Source organism: Candidatus Nanosynbacter sp. TM7-053, assembly GCF_022828375.1.
Classification (GTDB): Bacteria; Patescibacteriota; Saccharimonadia; order Saccharimonadales; family Saccharimonadaceae; genus Nanosynbacter.
The window spans coordinates 214,152-239,470 of record NZ_JAJQJX010000001.1; the positions used below are offsets into that span (position 1 = coordinate 214,152).

At 44.0% G+C, this 25,319-nt stretch carries 27 protein-coding genes; 3 read left to right on the forward strand and 24 right to left on the reverse strand.

Going from position 1 to position 25,319, the window contains the following annotated elements; genetic code table 11:
- Positions 1–40 precede the first annotated feature (40 nt).
- The 13 genes from LRM50_RS01195 to LRM50_RS01255 all read right to left on the reverse strand — a co-directional run bounded on the left by LRM50_RS01195 (position 41) and on the right by LRM50_RS01255 (position 10,072).
- Positions 41–1,057, reverse strand: coding sequence for a gluconeogenesis factor YvcK family protein (locus LRM50_RS01195; RefSeq protein WP_243809561.1), 1,017 nt, complete (start codon positions 1,055–1,057; stop codon positions 41–43).
- 26 nt (positions 1,058–1,083) lie between these two features.
- Positions 1,084–1,752 carry an SDR family NAD(P)-dependent oxidoreductase gene (locus tag LRM50_RS01200; RefSeq protein WP_243809562.1) on the reverse strand — a complete coding sequence of 223 codons (669 nt, stop codon included), beginning with the start codon at positions 1,750–1,752 and terminating at the stop codon, positions 1,084–1,086.
- A gap of 24 nt (positions 1,753–1,776) precedes the next feature.
- Positions 1,777–2,271 (reverse strand): hypothetical protein, encoded by a 495-nt coding sequence (locus LRM50_RS01205; protein WP_243809563.1) that lies wholly within the window; start codon positions 2,269–2,271, stop codon positions 1,777–1,779.
- Positions 2,272–2,371: 100 nt separating this feature from the next.
- The gene (locus LRM50_RS01210; protein ID WP_243809564.1) at positions 2,372–2,863 is read right to left on the reverse strand and encodes an NUDIX hydrolase; all 492 of its coding nucleotides are present in this window, start codon (positions 2,861–2,863) and stop codon (positions 2,372–2,374) included.
- 19 nt (positions 2,864–2,882) lie between these two features.
- Positions 2,883–3,830 (reverse strand): hypothetical protein, encoded by a 948-nt coding sequence (locus LRM50_RS01215; RefSeq protein ID WP_243809565.1) that lies wholly within the window; start codon positions 3,828–3,830, stop codon positions 2,883–2,885.
- Between the two features lie 9 nt (positions 3,831–3,839).
- Complete coding sequence (locus LRM50_RS01220; RefSeq protein WP_243809566.1) at positions 3,840–5,183, reverse strand: glycine--tRNA ligase; 1,344 nt, start codon at positions 5,181–5,183, stop codon at positions 3,840–3,842.
- A 75-nt stretch (positions 5,184–5,258) separates the two neighbouring features.
- Positions 5,259–5,939, reverse strand: coding sequence for a DNA repair protein RecO (gene recO, locus LRM50_RS01225; RefSeq protein WP_243809567.1), 681 nt, complete (start codon positions 5,937–5,939; stop codon positions 5,259–5,261).
- A complete protein-coding gene (locus tag LRM50_RS01230) occupies positions 5,926–6,294 on the reverse strand; it encodes a response regulator (protein ID WP_243809568.1) in 369 nt (122 codons plus the stop codon). The genes recO and LRM50_RS01230 overlap by 14 nt, the downstream gene beginning before the upstream one ends.
- Complete coding sequence (locus LRM50_RS01235) at positions 6,291–7,007, reverse strand: sensor histidine kinase (protein ID WP_243809569.1); 717 nt, start codon at positions 7,005–7,007, stop codon at positions 6,291–6,293. The genes LRM50_RS01230 and LRM50_RS01235 overlap by 4 nt, the downstream gene beginning before the upstream one ends.
- A 35-nt stretch (positions 7,008–7,042) precedes the next feature.
- Positions 7,043–7,702, reverse strand: coding sequence for a hypothetical protein (locus LRM50_RS01240; RefSeq protein WP_243809570.1), 660 nt, complete (start codon positions 7,700–7,702; stop codon positions 7,043–7,045).
- Positions 7,703–7,742: 40 nt separating this feature from the next.
- The gene (locus tag LRM50_RS01245) at positions 7,743–7,943 is read right to left on the reverse strand and encodes an exodeoxyribonuclease VII small subunit (protein ID WP_129632493.1); all 201 of its coding nucleotides are present in this window, start codon (positions 7,941–7,943) and stop codon (positions 7,743–7,745) included.
- Positions 7,921–9,021: an exodeoxyribonuclease VII large subunit gene (xseA, locus tag LRM50_RS01250; RefSeq protein ID WP_243809571.1), complete on the reverse strand. Its 1,101-nt coding sequence runs from the start codon at positions 9,019–9,021 to the stop codon at positions 7,921–7,923. The genes LRM50_RS01245 and xseA overlap by 23 nt, the downstream gene beginning before the upstream one ends.
- Complete coding sequence (locus LRM50_RS01255; RefSeq protein WP_178143240.1) at positions 9,005–10,072, reverse strand: lysylphosphatidylglycerol synthase transmembrane domain-containing protein; 1,068 nt, start codon at positions 10,070–10,072, stop codon at positions 9,005–9,007. The genes xseA and LRM50_RS01255 overlap by 17 nt, the downstream gene beginning before the upstream one ends.
- 38 nt (positions 10,073–10,110) lie before the next feature.
- Here LRM50_RS01255 and LRM50_RS01260 point away from each other — a divergent pair, with 38 nt between their 5' ends.
- Both LRM50_RS01260 and LRM50_RS01265 read left to right on the forward strand, forming a co-directional pair.
- Entirely contained in the window at positions 10,111–11,304 is a 1,194-nt protein-coding gene (locus tag LRM50_RS01260) for a TRM11 family SAM-dependent methyltransferase (RefSeq protein ID WP_243809572.1), read from the forward strand.
- A 63-nt stretch (positions 11,305–11,367) separates the two neighbouring features.
- On the forward strand, positions 11,368–11,640 hold the full coding sequence (locus tag LRM50_RS01265) for a 50S ribosomal protein L27 (protein ID WP_129632482.1): 273 nt from the start codon (positions 11,368–11,370) through the stop codon (positions 11,638–11,640).
- A gap of 62 nt (positions 11,641–11,702) precedes the next feature.
- Here the strand turns inward: LRM50_RS01265 and LRM50_RS01270 are convergent, their stop codons facing one another.
- The 7 genes from LRM50_RS01270 to prfB all read right to left on the reverse strand — a co-directional run bounded on the left by LRM50_RS01270 (position 11,703) and on the right by prfB (position 19,012).
- Positions 11,703–13,310: a hypothetical protein gene (locus LRM50_RS01270; protein ID WP_243809573.1), complete on the reverse strand. Its 1,608-nt coding sequence runs from the start codon at positions 13,308–13,310 to the stop codon at positions 11,703–11,705.
- A 74-nt stretch (positions 13,311–13,384) separates the two neighbouring features.
- Positions 13,385–13,768 (reverse strand): response regulator, encoded by a 384-nt coding sequence (locus LRM50_RS01275; RefSeq protein ID WP_129745191.1) that lies wholly within the window; start codon positions 13,766–13,768, stop codon positions 13,385–13,387.
- A gap of 41 nt (positions 13,769–13,809) precedes the next feature.
- Positions 13,810–14,985, reverse strand: coding sequence for a S41 family peptidase (locus LRM50_RS01280; protein WP_129745189.1), 1,176 nt, complete (start codon positions 14,983–14,985; stop codon positions 13,810–13,812).
- Between the two features lie 63 nt (positions 14,986–15,048).
- Entirely contained in the window at positions 15,049–16,188 is a 1,140-nt protein-coding gene (locus tag LRM50_RS01285) for a CHAP domain-containing protein (protein WP_243809574.1), read from the reverse strand.
- 42 nt (positions 16,189–16,230) lie between these two features.
- A complete protein-coding gene (locus LRM50_RS01290) occupies positions 16,231–17,217 on the reverse strand; it encodes a cell division protein FtsX (protein ID WP_243809575.1) in 987 nt (328 codons plus the stop codon).
- The gene (gene ftsE / locus LRM50_RS01295) at positions 17,217–17,900 is read right to left on the reverse strand and encodes a cell division ATP-binding protein FtsE (RefSeq protein WP_129632464.1); all 684 of its coding nucleotides are present in this window, start codon (positions 17,898–17,900) and stop codon (positions 17,217–17,219) included. Before ftsE ends, LRM50_RS01290 begins: the two co-directional genes overlap by 1 nt.
- 20 nt (positions 17,901–17,920) lie before the next feature.
- On the reverse strand, positions 17,921–19,012 hold the full coding sequence (gene prfB / locus LRM50_RS01300) for a peptide chain release factor 2 (RefSeq protein WP_129635424.1): 1,092 nt from the start codon (positions 19,010–19,012) through the stop codon (positions 17,921–17,923).
- Positions 19,013–19,063: 51 nt separating this feature from the next.
- On the opposite strand from prfB, the gene hpt reads away from it, so the two are divergent.
- Positions 19,064–19,603, forward strand: coding sequence for a hypoxanthine phosphoribosyltransferase (hpt, locus tag LRM50_RS01305; RefSeq protein WP_243809576.1), 540 nt, complete (start codon positions 19,064–19,066; stop codon positions 19,601–19,603).
- Here hpt and murD read toward each other — a convergent pair.
- The 4 genes from murD to hpf form a co-directional block, all read right to left on the reverse strand.
- The gene (murD, locus tag LRM50_RS01310) at positions 19,600–20,844 is read right to left on the reverse strand and encodes a UDP-N-acetylmuramoyl-L-alanine--D-glutamate ligase (protein WP_243809577.1); all 1,245 of its coding nucleotides are present in this window, start codon (positions 20,842–20,844) and stop codon (positions 19,600–19,602) included. The genes hpt and murD overlap by 4 nt on opposite strands.
- A 36-nt stretch (positions 20,845–20,880) precedes the next feature.
- A complete protein-coding gene (locus tag LRM50_RS01315) occupies positions 20,881–22,158 on the reverse strand; it encodes a M16 family metallopeptidase (protein WP_243809578.1) in 1,278 nt (425 codons plus the stop codon).
- A gap of 15 nt (positions 22,159–22,173) precedes the next feature.
- Positions 22,174–24,804 carry a preprotein translocase subunit SecA gene (gene secA / locus LRM50_RS01320; protein WP_243809579.1) on the reverse strand — a complete coding sequence of 877 codons (2,631 nt, stop codon included), beginning with the start codon at positions 24,802–24,804 and terminating at the stop codon, positions 22,174–22,176.
- A gap of 125 nt (positions 24,805–24,929) precedes the next feature.
- Positions 24,930–25,301 carry a ribosome hibernation-promoting factor, HPF/YfiA family gene (gene hpf, locus LRM50_RS01325; RefSeq protein WP_129632445.1) on the reverse strand — a complete coding sequence of 124 codons (372 nt, stop codon included), beginning with the start codon at positions 25,299–25,301 and terminating at the stop codon, positions 24,930–24,932.
- Positions 25,302–25,319 lie beyond the last annotated feature (18 nt).

Consider the following 25,319-nt stretch of genomic DNA (forward strand, 5'->3'; position numbering starts at 1 on the left):
TAGTATATACTTGGCCAATATTTTAAGACGCTCAATCGTCTTACGCAAAATAAATCCGCATCAATTCGCGTGCTACCCTGTCGGCATCGTGACGAATAAGACTACGTTGAGCCGCCAATGGGTCACTGGTGGAGTTCGTGTTGACCCACACGTCATCAGCAATCAAACGCTTGCCCGACGCATAATAATGCTTTTTCTTCAGCAATTCCTTATCCCACTCGACCAAATATTCGCCGTCGTGAGCATATTTCTTTATCAATTCCTCTGGCGGGCGATGGTTATTGTAAAGCACATAATCCATATTCACCCCTGAAAATCGCTCAATTTCATCCGCAAAATCCGCCACGGTAAATCCATCAGTCTGCGTTGGTTTTGTGACCAAATTGCAAACATAGACTTTCTTCGCCTTCGTTTCAGCAAGCGCCCGAGTAACGCCTCGAACCAACAACGCTGGCGCCAAACTGCCATATAAAAGCCCCGGCGCAATCACCACCAAATCGGCATCCAAAATCGCTTGACGAGCTCGCGGGTTAATCGTAGCTGGCGGTTTAAGCTCTAGCCACGGACGCTCGCCGCGCGGAATCTTTAGCGACTCAGCCGCGTGCTGACCATCAACAACCGTGCCGTCTTTCAGCTTAATCGACATCGTTGTATCGTCCAGAGTAATCGGATAAACTCGACCATTGACGCCCAAAACTTCGCTAGCCAATTCCACCGCATCAGCAAAACTTCCCGTCATCTTTTCTAGCGCCGCCATAAACAAATTGCCAAACGCGTGACCTTTCATACTGCCCTCGCCGAACCTGTAATTGAACAAATCGCGAACTTTCGGCGAAGTACTTAACGCCACCAAGCATTGCCTGACGTCGCCCGCCGGCAACACACCCAATTCATCGCGCAACACGCCCGTTGAGCCGCCATCGTCGACCATATTGACCAACGCCGTGATGCTGTGTGTATATTTTTTCAATCCAGAGAGCAGCGTGAAACTTCCCGTTCCGCCGCCAATAACTACAACTTTTACCCCAAAATAATCATTATTCGAACCATTTGTCATGCTTGAATTATAGCACCTTAGAAAGCCTAAACCAACGTGCCTTTTGGCAACGCCCATTCCAAAAACGGTTGCTGCTGACAATCAATCGCATTGATAATGTGTGTGGCAATTTTCGCAGGATCGTTAAAAAACATATAGTCAGCCGGAAGATCGCGCCCATTCCAGAACGGAGTTTTCATAGCACCGGGCAAAAATAGCGCAACTCTAACTGGAAGTTTTTGCTCATCCGCCTGCATTCCCAAACTTCGCGCCAAACCCGCTTGAGCGTGCTTCGTCGCAACGTACACAGCTTCATCTGAGCGCGCTTTAACGCTACTTGTAGATCCGATAATCGTCAATACAGACTTGCGATTCTGCGTTGACATCTTACGCCAAGCCCACTGAACCAGCGGCAACGCGCCCGAAAAATTAACTTCCGCCATACTGCGAACGCTCGGCTGATCTTCAAAATTGCCGCGCCAGCCATATCCAGCCGCCCACACAAATTGATCAATATCATCGCCGTTTAAAATCTGCTCAATTCGCGCCGACGCCGCCTCCACTTGATCCGAATAATAAACATCCAGAGGAAAACCCTCGCCGTGCTTCTGCGGATTATGAGTCTTGCCTAAAACCAGCACACGCTCGCCACGTTCCCGCAGCTGCTTCGCCATCTCTAATCCAAGCCCACTCGTCCCACCAAGAATAATATGCATATGGTTATTATAGCAATGGCGATATTAAATGTAAATTCCGTATCTAAGCCTCGGCCAAGCTTCTGCCAGCTCCTCGGCCGAAAACTCCTCAACAGAACCCAGCTCCTGTAAAGGCATCTCCAAACAAAGTCCAACAGCCACGGCAGCCACTCGCCTCATGAGATATTCCGCATTATCTGAAGAAAAATAGGCATCCTTGTCGAAATCCCCTTTCATTCTGCCGAAAGACTGCACACCCATCTTATCTCGCCAGCTTCGCAACTCAATCCTATCATATGGAAACTGAGATGGCGATTGTATGGATGTGGACTGACTAGGGAGACGCTTCTCCGCTAATTCAACGTGTCCCGAATATTTATCATCACGACTAGCCAATATTATGCCCATGTCAAAAATCCGACCTTTTTTAATAGCCAATCTGGTCAATAGTGTAAATAGCGAATTCTCATCGACTTTACTGGGGTCACCGACGATATTCTCGATATTAACTCTGGCGCCGTAATTGTCAGTTTTCTTCATACGTTAAACCTTATACATTAGCTATATCAATCAAGAGATACGCCGCCTGTACTTTTTTCCATACCTGATATTCTATACTATTTTATGGAAAAAGTCAATACTATTCTGTCGACAAACTCTTTGCGCCACATAATTTCTGCCACTTCAAATGCACTTTATATCGAAGCGGCGCGCCCGGCTCGCTCTCTTGGAGTCGCAACTCTTCAGGATCCATAAACATCACTTCGTCCGCATCGACGCCAGCTGAAAAATCAAAGTTTTCCGTCCACACACGACAAGAAAAACAAATTTGGTTAGCATCAATTCGCTCAATATAAATCTCGTCCGACGCGTCAAAAAGTTGATAGCGAAGATTGCCCTTATAGCCAACCTCTTCATATAATTCCCGTTTCAAAGCCGACTCAAAAGTTTCACCATAATCCATTCCGCCACCAGGAAAATCCCAAAGTGACCGCCCGTCCTCTTTAACAACCAAAATCTGCCCAGCATCATTATAAATCAGAGCCTTTATGGAAACGCGATAGAGGTAATCGCGCTTGATAGCTCCTTCTGAATCGTGTGTGATGAGTTGTCCGTTTATGGCGTTTGACATGAGAATAATTATATCACTATTATTTACTTTGTTTTTTGGAAATGTCATCCTTAAAAAATGACCCGCTTTCAATAAACCAGCAAATCACTGTTGCAATAATTACCGCCTGTTGCGCCGCCTCAGCAGATAAACTAAATTCTCCGACTTCTTTAGAAGGGTGACGTCCCGGATTTGTCTTCTGGATCAGATCCATACCACTCCAGAACCAATTAGCAAACTGTTCGTTAACATTCAATTTGTCCTTGGGCTGCTTAGTGATAATATTTTGTAAATCATACGCGTCCCTCGCCCTACTGAAATAAAGGTGCGGATTCGCTTTTATGTCACCAAGAAGAGTGCCGTACACCTTACTAGTAGCCTTCGTAAGCCCAAGCTTTGAAGCAATATTCTCAATGGCTTTTTGTGCCGATACAACTGCATTTTCAGGATCGGGTTGACGCTGAAAAGCTTGATTCCACGCTTTCGTCAGAAAGTCATCATTTATCTCTTGTGCAATTTTTGTAATTTCTGGATTAACTCGCTCGATAAGCCCAGATTCACTATTTCGATCTCGCAAGACCTTCCACTTACTGCCATTACTCAATAGGTTTTCTATTCCGTCCAGCAGGTCGCCGCCGTATACGTCACCTAATTTGCTCTTTGTCTCTAGTGTATTAGGCGCATAATCACGAATATATTTAATAGTAATATCTAACAAACGAAGTACTATATCTCCAGAACCGTTACTACAATTTTCCTCTAAAGACTCCAAAAAAATATACTCATTATGATAATTAACCGGACAATACTCAGGCAACATTATTCTCATACGGCGTTGAATAGTTTGAACAACATTATCATTCTTTACACTAAAAAAGATTAATGTAATATGTCTAATGATTGAATCTACAGACCACGGTGGAACATCATACATAACCTTCCAGCGTTCATGGTTATTATTCTCATATTCTTGAAGTGGTGATGCCATATCTATTGCCTACAACTCCCCAATTTTCATCCGCCTCTGCTCCGTCGTATCTCGCTCACGAATGGTAACAGTGTCGTCTTCCAGCGTCTGAAAATCGATAACCACGCAGTGCGGCGTACCAATTTCATCCTGACGGCGATAACGCTTACCAATGTTTCCATTGTCATCCCACATAACGCGTCCAGGATTTTTCTTAGATAGGCTAGCGTAAATTTCACGTGCCTTCTCCACCAATTCTGGCTTATTCTTAAGTAGCGGCGAAACGGCAAATTTAACCGGCGCCAAATGTTCTGGAAGCGCCAGATAAACACGTTTACTGCCGTTCTGCTCGTCCTCACGATACGCACTCGACAAGACCGCCATCAGTGCCCGCTCAACACCAAAACTCGGCTCAATCACGTGCGGCACGAACTTCTCATTCGTCCCCTTAATCGTATATTCCATACTCTTCCCGCTGACGCGCTGAATATTCATCAGGTCAAAATCAGTCCGATACGCAATTCCCATCAGCTCTTCCTTGCCAATTGGAAAATCATATTCAATGTCAATCGTTTTCTTACTGTAATGCGCCCTGTCTTCCGCCGGAACGTCCAGCTCGTGAATATTCTCAGGGTCTAATCCCAACGCCTCCAAAAACTCATGCGTCGACTTCAACAATTCATCAAACGCTTCCTGCCAATTTTCTGGATTGACAAAATATTCAATCTCCATTTGCTCAAACTCTCGGCTACGGAAAACAAAATCTCGCGGCGCAATTTCATTGCGAAACGCCTTGCCCTGCTGAGCAATTCCAAACGGCAAGTCTGGATAAAAACTATCAACAACGTTCTTAAAATTGGTAAAAATTCCCTGAGCAGTTTCTGGGCGAAGATATGCAACGCTGTCTTCACTTTCGGTGGCGCCAACGCTCGTCTTAAACATCATATTAAACGTTCGCGATTTGCTTAGCGGATTTCCGTCTGGGCTTTTAATTCCCCGTTCCGCAATCACTTCATCCATTTGCTCCATCGTCAAACCGTCCGCATCAACCCCATTGTCTTTAAGAATGTGGTCAGTACGATAGCGCCGATGATTAACCATGTCTTCGCACAATGGGTCAACAAACGTATCAACATGTCCACTTGCTTTCCAGACTTTCGGATTCATCAAAATCGCCGCATCGACGCCATATATATCGTCGCGCTCGTCAACAAACATTCGCCACCATAAATTCATAATGTTGCGTTTCAATTGAACGCCCAGCGGACCGTAATCCCACGTTCCAGACAAACCACCATAAACATCCGAACCCTGATAAATAAAACCGCGACGCTTACACAGGCTAATAATATCTTCCATTTTTGCTTGACTCATTGAAAAAACCTTTCTCCATGTTGGCAACATGGCGATTCACATTATTACCCAAATTATACCATTTTACTGACAATTTTACACTGCCGCGTGTTGCCTGGCGGTCAACCAACAATCGTTTATAACCTCAGTTATTCCGCCGATTTGCGCCACATTCGCGAGTGGCTTTGCCTGAATTAACCTTAACAATTTGATGGCGTCTGCACCCAAATCGCCCTGCTCCGCCAATCTCAAACCTTTTTCCGCGCTATCATACATATATTTTTTATCAGGAAGCAGCGCCGCAGTCGTTACGTCCGTTCGAAGATTCAGCTCATCTCCCAGCAAACTCGCGTATTGCAAATAAAACCACGTTTCAATCAATTTTTGGTTTATTGCAGGATTATTCAATTGCTCTAAAACTTGGCTCAGCACATAATACCACTCTGGTTCGTCAATATTTTCGCTCGCCGCAGAAACCAGTTTCATCACCGAATACGCAAACTGCATCCGATCGTAATCTTCCAAAATATGCCGATAAAAAGCCGACAATCGAGCGGAAGTTAATAGCCCCAAATCGCCCCGACCAGAGCGAATAACCACGTCGCAAATCGCGAATAATTCAATTCCGCCCGCCAATTTACTGCGCTCCCGACGCACGCCTTTGGCGATTACACTACGTCGACCTTTTGGCGTTAATAATTGCAAAACTCGGTCAGCTTCGGCGTAATTTGTTCGCCTCAAAACAATTGCTTTTACTCGTTCACTATGCCCCGTCATTTAGAACCTCACGAAAAATCGCCCGCGCCTCATTCGGACGCATCGATGTTTTATTCAAAATTGCCTTCACACCAAGCGGACGCAAATCGTCCATTTTAACGTCGATATTCGTACAAACCACAATCGGCAAACTTGCCAAATCCGCGTACGATCGCAGTTCGTTAAGCAGCGCAATCGCCGTTTCGCCAGCCAACAACATATCTAAAATTAAAGCATCAGGCTGCCAATCATCAATAATCTCAATCGCCTGACCACCAGAAACCGCCACTCGATATTCCGCGCCAACATCTGCGGCAAACTTGCCCAGGATATCCGCCCAATTCTTATCGTCCTCAACAATTAACAGTTTTTTCATATCAAGCTCAACTGCCGACTAATTGGCATTTCTACATAAAAAGTCAGTCCATCACGATGACGAATCAGACCAATTCGCCCGTTCATCGCCCGCGCAAATTGATTCGCCACGTAAATCCCCAGCCCGCTACTTTCTGGCCTTGTTCGCACAGTTTTTCGCGTTTCCATTTCATCAAGCAAAAGCCGATATTCCTTCAAACTCATCATCGGCCCAAAATCCCGCACGCTCATTCTCACGGCATCTTTTGTCGCCTTAACCGAAACCTTAATCTCCGATCCATCCTCCGTATACGCCAGCGCGTTATTTAAGAAATTCGCTAAAATTCGCCCCAAAAGTGTTCGGTTCGCTAATATCAATTGACTATTTCGATTACTTTTAGGCCAGCTAACTTTTCGTCCGTAAAGCATTGCATTGAACTTCGTTTCCATCGCTACTTGCTGACACAAAGCCAACGGATTGACCGGTTCAAGCGGAAATAACGACGGCGTTAAATTAGCTGAATTTGCCAAGTCAATCGTAAGTTGCAATGCCTGCTCAGAAGTCCGAATAATTCGTTGCTGAATCTGAATTTTATCGGCAGAACTGGTTAAATCGTCATCCAGCAGTAGCGCCAATTGCCTAATCAAAGCCAGCGGCGTTTTCAGCTCGTGTGCCGCCACCAAAACGCTCGGTAATCCCCCAAAATCAGCATCACTCCACTCTTTACCTGCCATACAATTCTAGTATAGCAAATATGTACTAGGTTTTTCTATTCAGAGATTTTTACAGTGCTCAATATAGTCTGGAAATCTGGCTTAAACGTATCCGCGTCGGTTGAAAAACGAATAGTTTTATCACGAACTTTCATCAAAACCACAGAGCCGCGCAATTCTTTCTCAAACGTACCGTCAATTCGAGTCGCTGAAATTCCATTAAACTCAGTACTACTTGAGGTCAATTCACCCTTCTTTAGTCGTGATTGATAATCATTCAGCACCGTATCCATATTCTTGTTGATAATCTCCAGCCTTAATGCAAACCGACTATTTTTATTAGTTGTCGAAGGAACTGAAACAGGATGAAGATAAGCTTTGTAATCGCCCCTGTCGCTGCCGTCATTTGCTACATATACACTCCAAGTTTTTGGATACATGAACGATACTCGACCGTATTCAGTAGGACCAACAAATTCAATACGCGGGTTTTTTGCTTCTTCAGAAAATTTCTTCTGGTCTGATTCGGCTTGTTCGCTCTTCCCCTTAGCGACTTCAATTGCAACTTTACTATCAACACTGCTTTTTTCTCGGGAATATTGCATGTACGCCCAAATTGCCAAAGATCCAGCAATCAAAAACAATATCAGACAGCCGATCGTGCCGACCATCCAGCCATTAACTGAGCCACGCTCACTCTTATCTCTCGTCATCATATTGTAAAGTATAGCTTATGCTTTAATTGATGTAAAGATCCTACTCAGCGTTAAAATCCTCGCTAAGAACCTCGATATCATGTCGCATATCTTCCAGCGTGGCAGTAATTTTTTTTGATAACTCTCTCGCCTCAATAAATCTTTGTTTCGCCTCATCCAGATTAAAATCATCGCCTTGAAACCACGCGATTCGCTCGTTCAATTCAGCCATCATTTGCTCAATTGTCATGTCGTTGTTCACTATTCTCAATCCTCGCTTTCATAATTATATCTTTTGTTGTAATCTCTACAATATTACCAATCTGTAAATCACCCTTGATCATTGCATAGCCACGACGCAGCGCCATTTCCGGATCATACTCAGCGATGACTTTTTGTTGCGACAATGTTGCGTTTACAGCCACATCCACACGGCTTGACCACTGTTTTAGCGCTTCTTTTTGCAACATTGTTGCATTAAGCGATTGCTCTTCAATAGCTCTACAAATTGAATCTTTCGCGTCAATTAGTCTGTAATGCAAATGCCTAACCACTTCTCGCTTATCAGGAAACAGCAATTGCGCGGCGTTACTCGGCGTGGCTGCGCGAACGTCCGCCGCCAAATCGCATAGACTTTCATCAATCTCATGACCAATTCCAGTCATTGTTGGAATGCGGCTACTCGCCACCGCCCGTACTAGTTTTTCATCATTAAAACTCGCCAAATCTTCCGCACTGCCACCGCCACGAATCAAAACAATCACATCTGGAGATTCTGACATTTGATTAAAATATGATATTGCTCGAACAGCTTGATCTGCAGCATTCGCACCCTGCACATTAACGTTGGCGACTACGAATTTCACGCCACCCCAACGCTCACCGGAAATCTTCATAAAGTCAGCATATCCTGCTGCTTTCGTACTGGAAATAATAGCCACCCTCTGAGGATATTGCGGCAATAGACGCTTTCTTTCAGGATTAAACAAACCCTCAACTGTTAATTTTTGTTTCAAAAGATCAAAACTTCGCTTCAGACTTCCCTTGCCTAATGGGCGAATCTCTTGAACATTCAAACTAAAGGCGCCTTTATCTCTAAGCACTGGCATCGCTCGAACGACAACTTTCATCCCATCTTCAATTGGCGTACGTAAATTGCTAAAACCAACAAAACATCGAACCAGCCCGTCGTCATCTTTCAGATCGAAGAAAGCGTATTTCGGAGGATAAGACTTGAGGCCAGAAACTTCACCCTCAACTTCAATCATCCCGGCAAAAGCCACGTCAAAAGTTTGATTGACAACTGCTATGAAATTGCTAACACTAAATCTGGGAATCATCTGGCTTGCCGTATTTAATCAGTGCGTGTTGATAGAAAATATAGCCAAAGATAATCGTGCCAGTAAGTAAAATTGCTCGCGTCAAAATTATTCCAGCAATCGCCAAATCCGGCGGAGTGCCTGCCATACTTAAGAAAATAATCATAATGGTTTCATAAACGCCCGTCCCTCCAGGCGTAAACACGACAATCGCTGCCAATCCCGCCACGCCGTATCCAACCATCAGAATCGCCGGATTGACGAAAACGCCCAGCGACAGAAACGCTACAGCAAACATCGCCACGTCAAAAACAGTGTAGACAGTTCCCCAAATCATCGGTTTTATTAGAAGTTTCGGATGATTGGATAAATCTTGAAAATCGTCCTGCATATCAACAAAAAACTCTTCGACTTTCTTCGACTTCATCACTCGTCGCTTCTTACCTAAGGTTGCAATTTTTACCAATGTATTGATGAATTTGGACAATTTAGCGGCAGTCATTTGCATACGCCGCTTTGACGAAAATACGAAAATCAGACCAAACGTCAGTGCCAAAACCACGATAATCAGCAAAAAGCTAGCGGCAACGATATAACGATTAACCTTGCCGTCAATAGCCAGCGCCAGCACAGCAATCACCAACAAAACCAAAAGCGACAAAAATCCCGTAACGTAACGAATCACCTGCGCAAACGTCGAACGCGCCGAACTCACGCCAAGCTTATGCATTCGCCACGTTGTATACGAAATTCCACTAACTCCGCCCGACGGAAAAATGTGATTGACCAAATTAAGCTCCAGCGCAATCCTCGTCTGCTCCAACCTGGAAATATGATGAATCAGATTCTTCTCTCTTAAATACGAAAAAATCATCTCGCCGCCAGCGAAGTACACGATAATCTGAAACGGTAATAGTAAGAATAATAGCCATAAATCCGCGTGCAAAAACAAATTCCACGCCTTCACGAGCTCATGCCGAGATAGAAAAATTATTATTGCCAAAACCGCCAACGTCAAAACGCTCATAATGGCTCGTGGCGATTTCAACAATTGCAACACCTTCGGTAACATAACCTTCATTATACCACGATAAATGTTATAATTACGACATGTTTATAGCTATTCTTGGACGCCAACCAGAAATCTCTATCGCTGAATTAGAGGCTGTTTACGGTGCTAAAAATGTCCAAAAAATCTCCAATCAAGCCGTCACGGTTAATTGCGACAATTTTTCAATTGACAATCTCGGCGGAACGATTAAATGCGGACAAGTCATCACGAAAATAAAATCGCAAAAATCAGACCGCAATACCCTGCTCCAGGCGTCAAAAATTATTGTTGAAAAGTACACGAAAAAACTTTCACATAGTCAGAAAAAAATAACGCTTGGAATAAGTTTTTATGGCAATAAAACAGATCCGAGAAACGTCCAAAAAATCGGAATCATCTTAAAAAACAACTTGAAAAAATCTGGCGTTAGTTTACGTCTAATTCCTAATAAAACCGCCGCGCTGTCCACTGCGACTTCCCACAACAATAAGCTCGGCAAGTCTGAGGCGAAAATTGAAATTATCATAACTAAGAACGTGTACGGAGATTTGATAGTTGCCGAAAGTCGTGGCACTCAAAATATCAATTCGTACACTCAGCGCGACCGTGGACGACCAAAGCGCGATGCCTTCGTGGGGATGCTTCCACCCAAGCTCGCGCAGATTATGATTAACCTGTCTGGCGCAAAACCTGGCGATTACCTCTGGGATCCGTTTTGTGGCACAGGAACAGTATTGCAAGAAGCTGCGCTTATCGGCGTGAATGCTTATGGCAGCGATTTGAGCGACAAGATGATCTCTTATACGACTGAAAATATGAACTGGGTGGAAAAAACTTTTTCGACAAAAACTTTCTGGCAAGCGCATCAGGCCGACGCCACCTCTGTAAAATTGACAGATGAGCAGAAAGAGCGAATTTCTCGAATTGTTTGTGAAACATATTTAGGTCAGCCGTTTTCCGCGTCACCCAGCCCAGAAAAACTTCACGAAGTAGTCGGAAATTGTAATCACATAATTAGCGGTTTTCTGCAAAATATCCGCTTGCAAATCCGCCCAGACACGACGCTTTGTATAGCCGTTCCAGCGTGGCAAAATCGCGAAGGTAAATTTACTCACTTGCCCCTGATAAAAAATCTTAAAAAACTTGGATATCAGCAAATTATCGATAAAAATCTCTTGTATTACCGTGAAGATCAAGTTGTTGCCAGAGAAATATTGGTATTAAAACCAGCAGATATAACCAAAACCGCTTGACAACTGGCTTTATTTTCGATAAACTAGAACAGATTGTTTTATAGAAACTATAAGGAGTAAAGAATGTCAAAGGTTAAAGCTGGTGGTTCTAGTAAGAACATCCACAACAATGCTGGTCAACGTCTTGGCGTTAAGCGATTTGGCGGTCAAAAAGTTTCCGCTGGAGAAGTTCTAGTTCGCCAAACTGGCGCCACAAAGATCGCTGGTGACGGCACATATGTTAGCCGCAATTTCACCATCCACGCTGCAAAAGATGGCGTAGTTGGCTTCAAGTCGGTTAAGAAAACCAAGTTTACCGGCAAATCAGAACGCCGAACGCAAGTTGTTGTTCTTTAATCGGTAAAAAACTTTTTATTAAAATAGCTCCGGTAAAAAATACGGAGTTATTTTAATATCAATCACCTTTTTTGATGATATCCCTCACTCTTAATTCCCTCAATACCACCTACGATACCCCGACGGCGTCCACTAGCTATCGATAAATCATTAATAATTTCACCAATCACCTGAGTTATGTTACTTTTATAGTGGACTATTCCTCCTCTATCATTCTGTGATTTCGCAATATAACGTCTTATTCTTATTAATTTATCCAACAAGTCATTAGTTACATTACCCAGAACTATATTATTCTCACCCATCTTATCTACGTGCTTAGTTAACTTAACCAGACGACTACGCTCGTCATCATTTTCAATCTTCTTTTTCAGCTCTTCAATAAGATCACTTACGTCATTCTTAAATTTATTCGTATCCTCAGCCCTAGAATCTTCAAGATTTCTAATTATCGACGATTCAGCTGTTAGGAGCCCTTCAGAATCAAGTCTATAAATCACTGCAGGATTCATCTGAATTTGCTGCCTCAGCCGATTCAGCTCTCCAGTTATATATTGAGCCTTTGCAAAAAACTTACCATTATTCTCTTCGGCAAGTTGTTTAAACCTATTAATCGCATCCTTAAAGCTCTCAGGTAATATGTCGGCATTGGTTTCATTCGTCTCCATCGACTTTTCAACCACTGGGTTTTCAACCGATTTAGCTGCTGGCAAATCTACTAAATCAGCGCTTACCTTATCTATCTCTACCAGCTTCTCAACTGGTTCGGTTGCCGCCAAATCCGCTGGGTTAGCGTCCACCTTATCTATCTTCGCTGGCTTTTTAGCTAACTTAACCGCTGGATTTTTAATTGAATCGACCACTAGCTCTTTAGCCGACGCAACCGCTAGATTTTTAGCTAGCTCTTTAACTGCAGCTGACTTAATCGCTGGCGAACCCACCGAGTCATCGACCTTAACCGCCCCAATCGACTCCAAGACTTTTTTAGACATCACCAAGGTTGATGGACTAATGCTTACCCTACCCGTCTCTACTGGCTTTTTAGCTGGTTCGGTTGCCGCCAAATCCGCTGGGTTAGCGTCCACCTTATCTATCTTCGCTGGCTTTTCAATTTCAGTAGCCTTAACTGCCACACGTCCCATTGCAGGACCAACCTTAGCCGCTAAAGACTTCTCATGATCAGAGGTATTATCTTCAACCAAGCCATTACTTGGGGTTTCTGCGCCTGAGTCTGAGCCTACCCCTGGAGCCAAAGACTCAATCTTACTACCAACCGTATGTTTCTGCCGCAAAATCTGCTTAGCTTCTTCAATCATTTCCTTAGGAGTTTTTCCATAAAGATACTTAATGTAATCTTCATTTAGACCCTGAATGTCCTCCAACGGCACAAACTCAGTTTTAATATCAGTTCCAACCAGTTTATATGCTTCCATAAGCAGCTTAATCGGACCAATACCCTCCTCAGAATCAGTGTCACACACGACCGACATACCAATAGGATTCCAACCTCTGTCATACTTAACACCCTCTCCGTCTTGACCACTGCGAATAACGGTTAGTGGACGCCTTGCATTATCTGGATCGATATCAACAGGAAAAGTTGCAACTACATAATCTTCCGGCGTTTCTTGTTTTTGTTCGTGGTTCTGTGTTTGTTTTGGTTTTTCCATATATAACTACTTTATACCAAAAAACAAGCAAAAAGTCAACCCCTAAAAGCTGACCTTCCGCTCGATTTACTCTTCTACTGAATACCCAAATGATGCTTTACGCGAGCCACAACGTCGCCAATTACAACCTGAGATTTCACCAAATAATCATCAACACCCAAGCTCTCAGCGCGCTCCTTGTCCTTCGGTTGGCTAAGTGCTGTTAGCATAATAATCCTCACGTTAGCAGTTTCTGGTGTATTGCGAAGAATATCCAGGACATCAAAACCACTAATCTTTGGCATCATCACATCCAAAAGAATCAAATCTGGACGATATTCAACAGTGGCAGACAGAGCGTCTTCTCCATTGTTGGCCTCCCTAACGTCAAACCCCTCAATCTCCAACCGTGACCGATAAACCGCCGATAATGCGGTGTCATCTTCAACTAATAAAATCTTCTTTTTTTGTCCGTTCATACTATCTCCATTTTATGTTGTCTAATCCAAAAACACAAGCTTTATATTGACCTCGCCTTATCCATCTGCGGATCTACGTTATTATTGACATCGTCCGACGAAAGATCAACTTTTACATCAGGTTCTATACCAGTTTTATCTATATTTTTGCCCTTTGGTGTGTACCATCTGGCTTCCGTAACCTTCATTTGCGACCCGCCAGGCAGCCCAAGCACAATCTGCACGCTTCCCTTACCGTAACTCTTCTGCCCAACCAGCGTGGCTTTTCCGTATTCACGAAGCGCCCCAGCCGTAATTTCGCTAGCACTAGCACTGTTACCATTAATAAGCACCACCGTCTTCATGTTGCCCAGAATTGACGTTCCAGTTGTACGCAGCGTTTTAACAATTTCAGAACCCCGTCGCTCGGTCATAGCTATTTGATTGTCTAGCCAAATACCCAATAGCCCTTGAGCAGCCCCAACCGTTCCGCCCGGGTTGTTTCGCAGATCCAAAATCACCTTCTTAACGCCTTTTTCAACAAATTCCGAAGCGTATTTTCTGGACAAGCTTACTGTATCATCGCCAAATCGATTAACTTTCAAAATACCAATCTCTCCATCAACTTCCGACTCTACTGCCGGAGAAACTATATTCTGACGCACAACCGACACTTCACGCGTTTTACCATCGCTTAATAACGTCAATTTAACAGACGTACCAACTTCTCCGCGAATTTTACTCACAACTTTTTCCACCGACCAGTCAGAAGAAGCCTCGTCATTCACCTTAACAATCGCCTCGCCAGCCTTAATTCCCGCCTTCTGAGCTGGACTGTTTTCCAGAGGTTTTATGATAGTCGGCTTATTATTTCTAAGACCAATCTCCGCACCAATTCCACCACCAATTTGCCCACTCAGCGATTTGTCAAACTCCTTAGTCTCGTCAGGATCCATATACGCCGTATGAGGATCGCCAGCCGCTTCAACTAGCCCGCGATTTGCACCATAAATTAACTTTTGAGTATCTAATTTTCCATCGTAATTAGCGATCAGTTCTTGATATGTTTTTTGAACGCTAGATAAGTCAATCGTCTTATTTGAAGTTCTAACGCCAAATACCGACGCCACGTTAGCAAACAGCGCATCAGAGCGAGCTCCCGCCACAAAACTAACAATAGCCACAATAACAAGCGTCAAAAACCAACTTAATTGCTGTCTTTTTTCTCCCGTAACCATATGCTTATTATACTACAAAACGCCCGTTTAGCACGAGCGTTTTTGTACAGTGCTTTATGCTGATTAGAAGTAAACGTATGTTAATCCTGAAGCCGAACGTGTGTAGTGCCTATATAAACCATCCCAGGCAAAGTTGTAGTCACTGACAGTAATGGTTCCATCACCATTGACAGATTCGACATACATAACGTGTCCGTAATATCCAATATTCATCACGGCTGCTGCACCAGCTTTTGGCGTTGAGCCGCTAGAAATACCATAGCGCGCTGCAGTTGACGGCCACTGATTTGCATTGCCTGCGCCACCAAAATGCGGGACGTATCGTCCAGTGCTATGAATTTTCCAAGCCACGTAGCTCACACATTCACGCGTGTATAGCCCCCATGGATCGATATAAGCGTCAAGCGGAGCACTCGCCCAAGCGCCAGGATAACCACCGCCGCCAGGTACGCCGCCCGGAATCGAAACATTACTACCACCAAGAGCTCGTCGGTTGGCTGCGGCCTGCTCTTCTCGCAACTTAGCTACCTCAGAATTGCGCTTCTGAGCCAGCGCAGCATAGTTATTTTGGTCGTTCTTCGTATCAGTAATCAGTTTCGCCTTCTCAGATTGCTTAGCCGCCATTGCATTGCGCTGCAATTCTTGGTCGCGAAGCGTATTCTCAACAGATTTCTTATTCTCTTCCAGCTTTTTCTGCAAAGACTTAATTTCTTTGATCTTATCGTTCAACGAAGTTTTCAAAGAATTACGCTGTTCTTGCTTGTCAATGTAATCGCTAATATTTTTTGAGCTAGCAAGCATCTCCAGCGGCGAAATCTGATCGTCGACATACAAGTCTGCTAAGATACGGCCCATCGCTTTACGATTGTGCTTAATTAACTCTTCGTTCTTTTTTATCTGATCATTAAGGCTATTAATCTTCTTTTGGCTATCAGAAATCTGCGCTTGAATAGCTGATATTTGTCCGTTTATCTTATCGAGTTCCGCCTGTAAACTATCAGCCATCTCACCCAAGCGCGAAGCCTCAGAATTATAATTGTCTGCTTCTTGTTGCTTTGCCTGAATTTCGGCGTTATAGTCGCGAGCTAATACGTGTGATGCCAAGCCAAAAATGCTCGATCCAGCGAGCAATGCAGACATCGCCACCAGAGAAGCTCTGCTGACCAATGATGCCGAAACTGGTGTGGTGGACCGTAGTTTCATACGTCTATGTTAGCATAAGCGTAATCAGTATGTCAAGGACTTTTACAACTTAAGATATTTGCGAGTTGCCACCCAGGATGACACCACGCCAATTGCCGCGCCGACCAGAATCATACTAAAGAAAACCAGCACGCCGTACATTTTTAGATGATTCAAAAGATTATCAATAGGAATTCCATACTTCACCATCGGATCATGTGCAAGAATTAGCAAACCATACCCAACCACCGTTGCGATAATTGCCGCGATAAATCCGTACATTATAGCCTCAACAATAAACGGACCTCTGATGAAACTGCGTTCTGCGCCAATCAACTTCATCATCTCAATCTCGTCCTTGCGGTTGAAAATTGCCATGCGAATAGTGTTAAAGACCACAAGCGAAGAAATCACCACGAAAACGACTGTAGCGATTGACCCGCCAATACTCGCCAATCTCACCCAACTACCAACTGTTTTAATAGCTTGCTGGCGCTCACCTGAGAATGATGGTTCCCTGTTAGGATCTTTGTACTTTTTATACAAATCATCAGTTTTAACAAAATTATTTAATGACTGCTGGTTATTCAGTTCCTTCACGGAAACACGAAGTGTCGCCGACATCTCATTGCTAGACTCGCGAATCGCCTCAAGCGTATCTGGATTGTCCTTATATTGTTCAGCTTGCTTTTCACGCGCTTCTTCCGCGGAAATATACTTAACACTATCGACATTATCTAATTTTTCAATCCGAGATTTAATCGTTTTAATCGTTTTTTCTGGCGTGTCGCCCTTTAAGTAAATTGACATATCGGCACGCTTGGAAACGTTTGAAACAGTGTCAACCAAAACCTGACGCGCTGATAATGTTATAAACACGATAATCAACGTAACGCTCATCACCGCGGTCGCAGCAATTGTCAGCCAGGCATTACGACTAAAGTTATTGATACCATATCGGCACATTCTGACAAACGTCAACCAACCTCGTCGGCGCTGACGTATACGAATAGTTTCTTTGCTTTTGTTGGATTTACTAGCTGATTTCATTACTGTTTATAACTCCCTCTCGCCTGATCAGAGGTGATTTTACCATGATCAATTGTAATAACGCGCCGCTTCAATTTGTTAACAATCTCCACGTTGTGAGTCGTCAAAATAACCGTCGTACCATACTTGTTAATCTTTTCTAGCAAGCGAACAATGTCCCAGCTGTGCTTCGGGTCCAAGTTTCCAGTCGGCTCATCTGCAATCAGAATCTTCGGCTGACGCACCACCGCACGCGCAATTGCTACACGCTGACGCTCACCACCAGAAAGCTGATGAGGAAAATGTTTTTCCTTCCCCTTAAGACCAACCAGCTCAATCACCTTCGGTACAGTCGCCTTAATCTCCCGATTTGTCATTCCAGCGATTTCAAGCGCAAACGCCACATTTTCAAACACCGTTCGATTCGGAAGCAACTTAAAATCCTGAAAAACCACGCCAATTTTACGACGCAACAGCGGAATATGTTTGTCCTTCAAATTGTCATAATCAATTCCGCCAACCACAATTTTTCCAGAGCTTGGCTTTTCTTCGCGAGTCAGAAGTTTCAAAAGTGTCGATTTGCCAGCACCCGATGTACCAACAATAATCACAAATTCACCAGCGCCAACATGAATGCTTGCTCGATTCAGCGCCGGCTTGTTACTTTTTCCGTAGTTCTTCGTTACCCTATCTAACAGAATCATTAATAGTATTATACCATAAGCTAAATATTTTTAGAATTAGCATTTTGTTCTAAATATGCCGTGATAAATTCGTCAATATCGCCATCCAGAACACCTTGAGCGTTGCGGTTTTCATGCTTTGTGCGCGTATCTTTAACTAGCGTGTATGGATGCAAAACGTAATTTCTAATTTGGCTGCCCCAGTTTGCCGATTCGCCAGCCCTGAGATCAGACAAGGTTTCGGCGTGTTGCTCTAATTTCATCGCTAGCAATTTTGACCGCAGAATCTTCAGCGCCGTTTCTTTATTCTGAATCTGCGAGCGCTCATTCTGAATAGCCACCGTGATTCCCGTCGGCTCATGCGTCACCCGAACCGCCGAATCCGTCGTGTTTACACCTTGACCGCCCTTGCCGCCCGAACGATAGACATCAATTCTTAAGTCATTCGGGTCAATTGATATTTCATCGGGCGCGTCAATTTTCGGCAAAACCTCGACAAGCGCAAAACTAGTCTGCCGCAAATTGTCCGCATTAAACGGACTCAATCGCACCAAACGATGCACGCCATTTTCCGACCGCAATTTTCCATAAGCAAAAGATCCAGAAATCTCCAAAACGACCGTTTTAATTCCAGCGTCGTCATTTGTCGAGCGTTCCAGCGTATCAACCTTCATGCCAGACTTTTCCGCCCAGCGCAAATACATTCGCTCCAACATTGCCGCAAAATCCTGCGCATCCAGCCCGCCAACTCCAGCGGAAATGCGCATAATTGCCGAACGATTATCATATTCTCCAGAAAATAACAGATCAGTTTTATGCCTATCAAAGCTCTTCTCAATCGCCGCAACTTGCGCTTGGAATTCCGGCAACAAATCGTCATCGCCAAGCTCCATCAGCTCCACCATATCACCAACCTGCACCGTCAAAGTCTGCCAAGGCTCGACGGTCTGACGAAGACTGGCGGCTTGTTTCGTTAATTCTTGGGCGTAATCAGGATTATTCCAAATTTCTGGCTGGTTCAATTGATCATCCAGCTCCGCCAATTTCTGCTCCAAATCAGAAAATTTCAGCGCTTTTTTAGCCTGTTCAATTTCTTTTTCCAATTCACCAATTTTCTTTTTTAGCGGTTGCATATATTTTATTGTACCATTTTTCAGCGCTCAATTCTCTGTTAAAATAAAAAGATGGATAAAGATATTGAGAAAATTCTATTTACGAACGAAGATATAAAAACGGCAGTTCAAAAACTTGGGAAAAAATTGACCGAGGATTATCACGATAAAAATCCTGTTGTCGTGGGTATTTTACGCGGCGCAGCGCCGTTTATGATCGACTTGATACAGGCGATGGATTGCTATATGGAAATTGATTTCATGGCGGTCTCCAGCTACGGCGACGACACAAAATCTTCTGGATCTGTAAAAATTATCAAAGATTTGGACACCGACGTGACAGATAGGCACGTGTTGATCGTTGAGGACATAATTGACAGTGGTCGAACCGCCCAGGCGCTAAGAGAATTATTTGCCGCAAAAAATGCTGCGTCGGTAAAAATATGTTCGCTATTAGACAAGCCAGCGCGACGCGAAGTTGATGCAAAAGCCGATTATGTTGGTATTGATACGCCGAATGAATTTGTCGTTGGCTACGGACTGGATTTTCGCCAGCAATATCGCAACTTGCCATACATTGGCGTCTTAAAACCAGAAGTTTATCAAGATTAAAGTTCTTCTACGGCGGTGACAAATTGCTCGCCGCGATCAGAATAACTCTTAAACATATCAAAGCTGGCGGCCGCTGGGCTAAGAATCACCACGTCGCCAGATTGCGCTTTATTTTTGGCTGATTTGGCAACTTCTTTCATTCCCGCCATATTCAATTGGATAATCTCGCAATCAACCTTTTCTTCCCTTAAAACTTCCCTAATTTCATCAGCGTTAGCACCATTGATAATTACCAGCCGCACGTTTTGTCGGGCAATTTCTTTTGCTAGTTCAGAATAGTCCGCGCCTTTATCTGAGCCGCCCAAAATCAAAATTTTCGGCTCCGCAAAAGCTTTTAATGCCGCAATCGCACTGCCCGGAGTTGTCGAAATGCTGTCATCGTAATATTTCACGCCGTATTTTTCAGCAACAAACTTCAATCGATGCGGTAACCCCGTAAACTCGCTAAGCCCCTTCTTTATTTCATCATCAGACACGTTCGGCAAAATCGACTTTACAGCCAATATTGCCGCGCAAGCATTGTCGACATTATGTTTCCCCGGCAAGCGAATCGCAGAAATTATATCGTCCGAAAGAGCAAATGGATATTCCTTTTTCTGCGCCAAACTCGCATCTGCAATCGACGAACTAAACTCATTTTGAGAATTATAGACAACATAATCGTCCGCGGTTTGAGACTTGGCAATATTCGCCTTTGCCGCCAAATAATCATTAAAATCAGCGTGGACGTTCAAGTGGTCAGGCTCAATCATCAGTACCACGGCAACGTGCGGAGATTTCTGCAAATCCCACAATTGAAAACTGGATAATTCATAAACGACAATGTCATTTTTCTCAATTTTTGGCAAAATATCCAAAGCCGGCACGCCGATATTTCCCACCAAATGAACGGTTTTACCTGCCGCGCGTAAAATCGACGAGATAAAACTACACGTCGTGCCCTTGCCTTTCGTGCCAGTCACGCCAATTATAGTCGCTGGGCAATTGGCAAAAAACTCATTTGTCGCCGACCAAATGCGACCGCTAGTCTTTATCTTTTTTGGCGGAAGACTTGGCGACCTAACGATTAAATCCGCGTTCTCCAGCCCCGAAAATCCCGTCTGATAAGCCACATTTTCCGGCAAATTATCCACTTTTTCACGCTCGTCCGCCACCAAAAAATCAGCTTCCGGAAACTTCTCCCGAAAATAACGCAAATTAGATTGACCTTCAACACCAAAACCAGCAATGACAATTTTCATAACCTGATTATATCACGGGCAATTTACGATTACACCCTAAAACAGCTTGTCAAGCTTATCGTACAGCTTTGTTAATAGCTCTTTTTCTTCCGAAGTAACTGCTGCCAACGTCCATGTGTTGGATGCAAAAAATTGACGAGCCGTTTCAATCAACTGATCAGGAGTTACCGCCAAAATAGAATCTGGAACGGCAGCATAATCTCTCACGAAATCATCAGCAAAATATCGTCCTACGTAAAAATTGCTTACTTGCCCAACAGTTTGAGCACCCATTTGATAACGACCCAACGAATATGACTTCACACTTTCCAAATCTTCTTCAGAAATAGATCCAGCCAAAACTTTCTTCAATTCTCTCACGATAATATCAAAGAGCTTTTCTGCAGTTTCAACATTTACTTGTCCGCCAAAATCCCAAGCCGAATCGTAAAAACCAATCGACGTATCACTAAAAATACCATACGCCAAGCCTTTTTTACGAGCCGCTCCAAAAATCCTCGAGCTCATCGTGCCGGTCAGAATGTGATTCAATGCGTTCATAGCCGTGACTTCTTCATCGCTTAACTCGCGCGGAATCATCATTGACCAACCAAACGTCAAATTCGTCGCCTCTTTTCGTCTGACTAAAACCGGATTAGCTCTGCGCGGTTCATCGCGCGGAATAACGAATCGCTCGCCCGTCTCTAATTGCCAGCCCTCAAGATGTTCTTTAATAGCCGATTTTCGTCCAGCCATTTTTCCAGCCACCACAAACCGCATATTCTTCAAAGTATGCGTTCGCTTGTGATGATTTTTGATGTCCTTTAGCTCAATATTAGCAATTGTTTTTAGGCGCTGATTATACGTCAAAATATCTTCACCCAGCGCCTGCTGAATGCGCGGCCACATCACGCGGTTGTGATTGTTAAGATAACCAGTCAATTCAGAGCGAACATTACCCTTTTCCGCCTCAAGCTCATCGGCATTAAAACGCGGCGTTGTAATAGCCAGTCGCTGAAGCTCCAAAATCCTGTCCCACTCAAAATCCGCACAAATCGCTTCATAAACCATTGAATAGTCAGAAGTGTAAGCGTTGTGATAAGCGCCGTTCTTGGTAAATTCCTGCTCGTAATTATGCTCCGAACGAAACTTTTCATTCGCGCCGAACGCCATATGCTCCATAATGTGAGCCGTTTCGTAAATATCTTTATTCAGAACGTAGCGGTTGCCTGCCCTGAATTGCACCTGAAAACTCATTACCGTAGCATCTGGAACGTCAATCAACAAGCCGCGCGCACCATTCTTCAGTCTAATTTCCTCAACTGTATGTTTCATTGCCTAGTTCTCTGATTATTTACGATTTTTCTTACGGTTCTGTCGCTGAGCCTTTTTCTTCTTTCGAGCTTGATTCTTCGCACGATTTGATTCCGCGCTAGTCTTGCCCTTTTTCACAGAGAAGTCATCGTCGCGATTTTCCTCGCCCGAACCAATTTCATTTACGCCACGCTCAACGGCACTTTCTGCCAACCTAGTTAGCTCAGTGTCATATTCATCGTCTTGAGATTGACGGACTGTAGCGTCGGCTTTATGAATATTAAATATCGTTGCCAGAACTTCATCGCGAAGATTAGCCTGCAAACTCTCGAACAACTTCTGAGATTCTGATCGATATTCCACCAAAGGATCGCGCTGCCCAACACTTCGCCAGTGAATTCCCTCGCGCAAATGTTGCATATTTTCCAAATGCTGCATCCACAATGTGTCCAACACCGCCATGTAAACTTCGCGCTCAACTCCACGTAAATCATCGGCGCCAATCTCACGCTCTTTCTCTGCGTAAGCTTCTTCAGCCAGCTCCAGTGCCTTCTCATAGCGCAAACGATCTTTCTTTTCCTTACCAACCTTTTCAATTTTTTCCTTATCAACTGGGAAAATAACTGAGAAATCCTCGACAAACTTTGGATTATTCTTTGATGGAAGAGTTGTCAATTCATGAACTTTAGCTCGCAATAATCGCTCAATTTCCGGCTTAATGTTGTCGCCTTCCAAAATCCTGCGTCGCATGACATAAACAACTCGGCGATGACGGTTAATCACATTGTCGTATTGAACAACATTTTTGCGCGTATCAAAATTGTAGCCTTCAACTCGCTTCTGGGCAGCTTCCAGAGTTTTCGAAACAGCACGAGTTCTAATTGGCGTGTCATCATCAACGCCCAGCCTGTCCATCAACGACGCAATTCGCTCACCCTGGAAAATTCGCATCAAATCATCTTCGGTCGAAACGTAAAACTGGGTCTCGCCTGGATCGCCCTGGCGTCCGCCACGACCGCGCAACTGATTATCAATTCGGCGTGATTCATGACGCTCTGAACCGATAACGACCAAGCCACCCAATTCCTTAACACCCTCGCCAAGCTTAATGTCAGTACCGCGACCAGCGATATTTGTAGCCAAAGTAATCGCGCCTTTTTCGCCAGCTTTCGCCACAATCGCAGCCTCACGCTCATTGTTCTTGGCGTTCAGAATCTCAAATTTAATGCCTTCTTTTTCCAAGTATTTGGCAATTTGCTCATTCTTTTCAATAGAACCAGAACCAACCAAAACAGGACGGCCTTGCTTGTGGTAATCCTTAATCGCCTCAGCGACAGCCTTAAGTTTGGCTTTTTCAGTCTTAAAAATCAGGTCTTCCTTATCCTCACGAATAACTGGTTTGTTCGGTGGAATTTGGATAACATCAAGTGAATAAATTTGCTGGAACTCCTCAGCTTCGGTAAATGCCGTACCCGTCATACCGGAAAGTTTATTGTACAAACGGAAATAATTCTGGAAGGAAATTGTCGCCAAGGTCATACTCTCTTCCAGCACAGGAACGCCTTCTTTTGCCTCAATTGCCTGATGTAAGCCTTCGTTGTAACGGCGGCCCTGCATCAAACGACCAGTGTGCTCATCAACGATAATCACCTCGCCGTCATTAGTTACGACGTAATCTTTGTCGCGCTTGAACAACGTCTGTGCTCGCAAAGCCTGATCCATGTGATAAACGCTACGTACGTGATCTGGAGTGTACAAATTTTTTATTCCCAACAATTTCTGAACTTTTTCAACGCCTTCATCAGTCAAAGCAACACTTCGGCGCTTCTCATCCAAAACGTAATCTTCCGGAACCAACTTCGCGGCTATTTTAGCAAATGTGTAATAATTGTCAGGATTTTCAGCTGCTGGAGCAGAGATAATAAGTGGCGTACGAGCTTCGTCGATCAAAATTGAGTCAACCTCGTCAACGATCGCAAAATTCAATTCACGCTGCCTGAGCAAATCAACGTCGTTAACCATATTGTCGCGCAAATAGTCAAATCCAAACTCGTTATTCGTGCCGTACGTAATATCCGCAGCATAAGCTTCCTTACGCGAAACTGGACGAAGCTTGCGCATTCGAGGATCGTCGTGATGCTCATTGTCATAATCTTTATCATAAACAAATGACGCTTCGTTAATAATCACACCAGTGGTCAAGCCTAGGAAATCATACACCTGACCCATCCAACCAGCGTCGCGCTGAGCCAAATAGTCATTAACCGTCACCACATGAACGCCCTTGCCCTCCAAAGCATTCAGATAAGTCGGCAATGTCGCCACAAGAGTCTTACCTTCACCGGTCTTCATCTCGGCAACGTTGCCCTCATGAAGAACCATACCGCCAATCAACTGCACGTCATACGGACGCTCACCAATTACACGCTTAGCGGCTTCCCTTGCCACAGCAAACGCATCTGGCAAAATCGTATCAAGCGTCACATTTTTCTTCGACAAACGCTTTTTCAGTTCATCAGTCTGCGCCCGAAGCTCCTTGTCGGACATCTTTTCATATTTGTCATTCAGACCGTTAATAACGTCAACTTGCTTACGCAATCGTTTCAAAATCTTCTTCTGCGGATCGCCAAAAATCTTACTCAGCGCTTTTTGTTGTGTAATTGCCATAAACCTTAAAACTCCCTCACTTTCAGGCATTTTCAAAAACTTCTTTTATTATAACTTTTTTCGGGCAATTTGAAAAGGAAAAGCGCCCAGAATCTGAACGCTTTCCTGCCAATTTCATCTATCAATTATTTTCGGCCGAAAGTTTGCTTTAGCTTCGCCAAAACCCCGCGGCTTCCGCCAACGTGAGCCAGCACATCGTCTTTATACTTACGAACTTGACCATTCAACCTAGCTTCAACAATATCCACCGCTGCCAAAACGTTCATGGTAGAATCTTTAGCTACAATTTTCTTATCTGGCACATTGATGATAACTTCAACTTCGTATTTGTTGCCGCCAGGATTGTCAATCTGCTTAATCTTCACATCTGCAGACGCGCTTTTTCGGGCATGGCGTGGCAAGTATTTTCCCAACGAACCAATTTTTCGCTCAACGTATTTTTTTGTTGTGGCGTTCAGTTCATATTTAACGCCAGTAATTGTAATATCCTTAATCATTTTTCCTCCTACTAACTA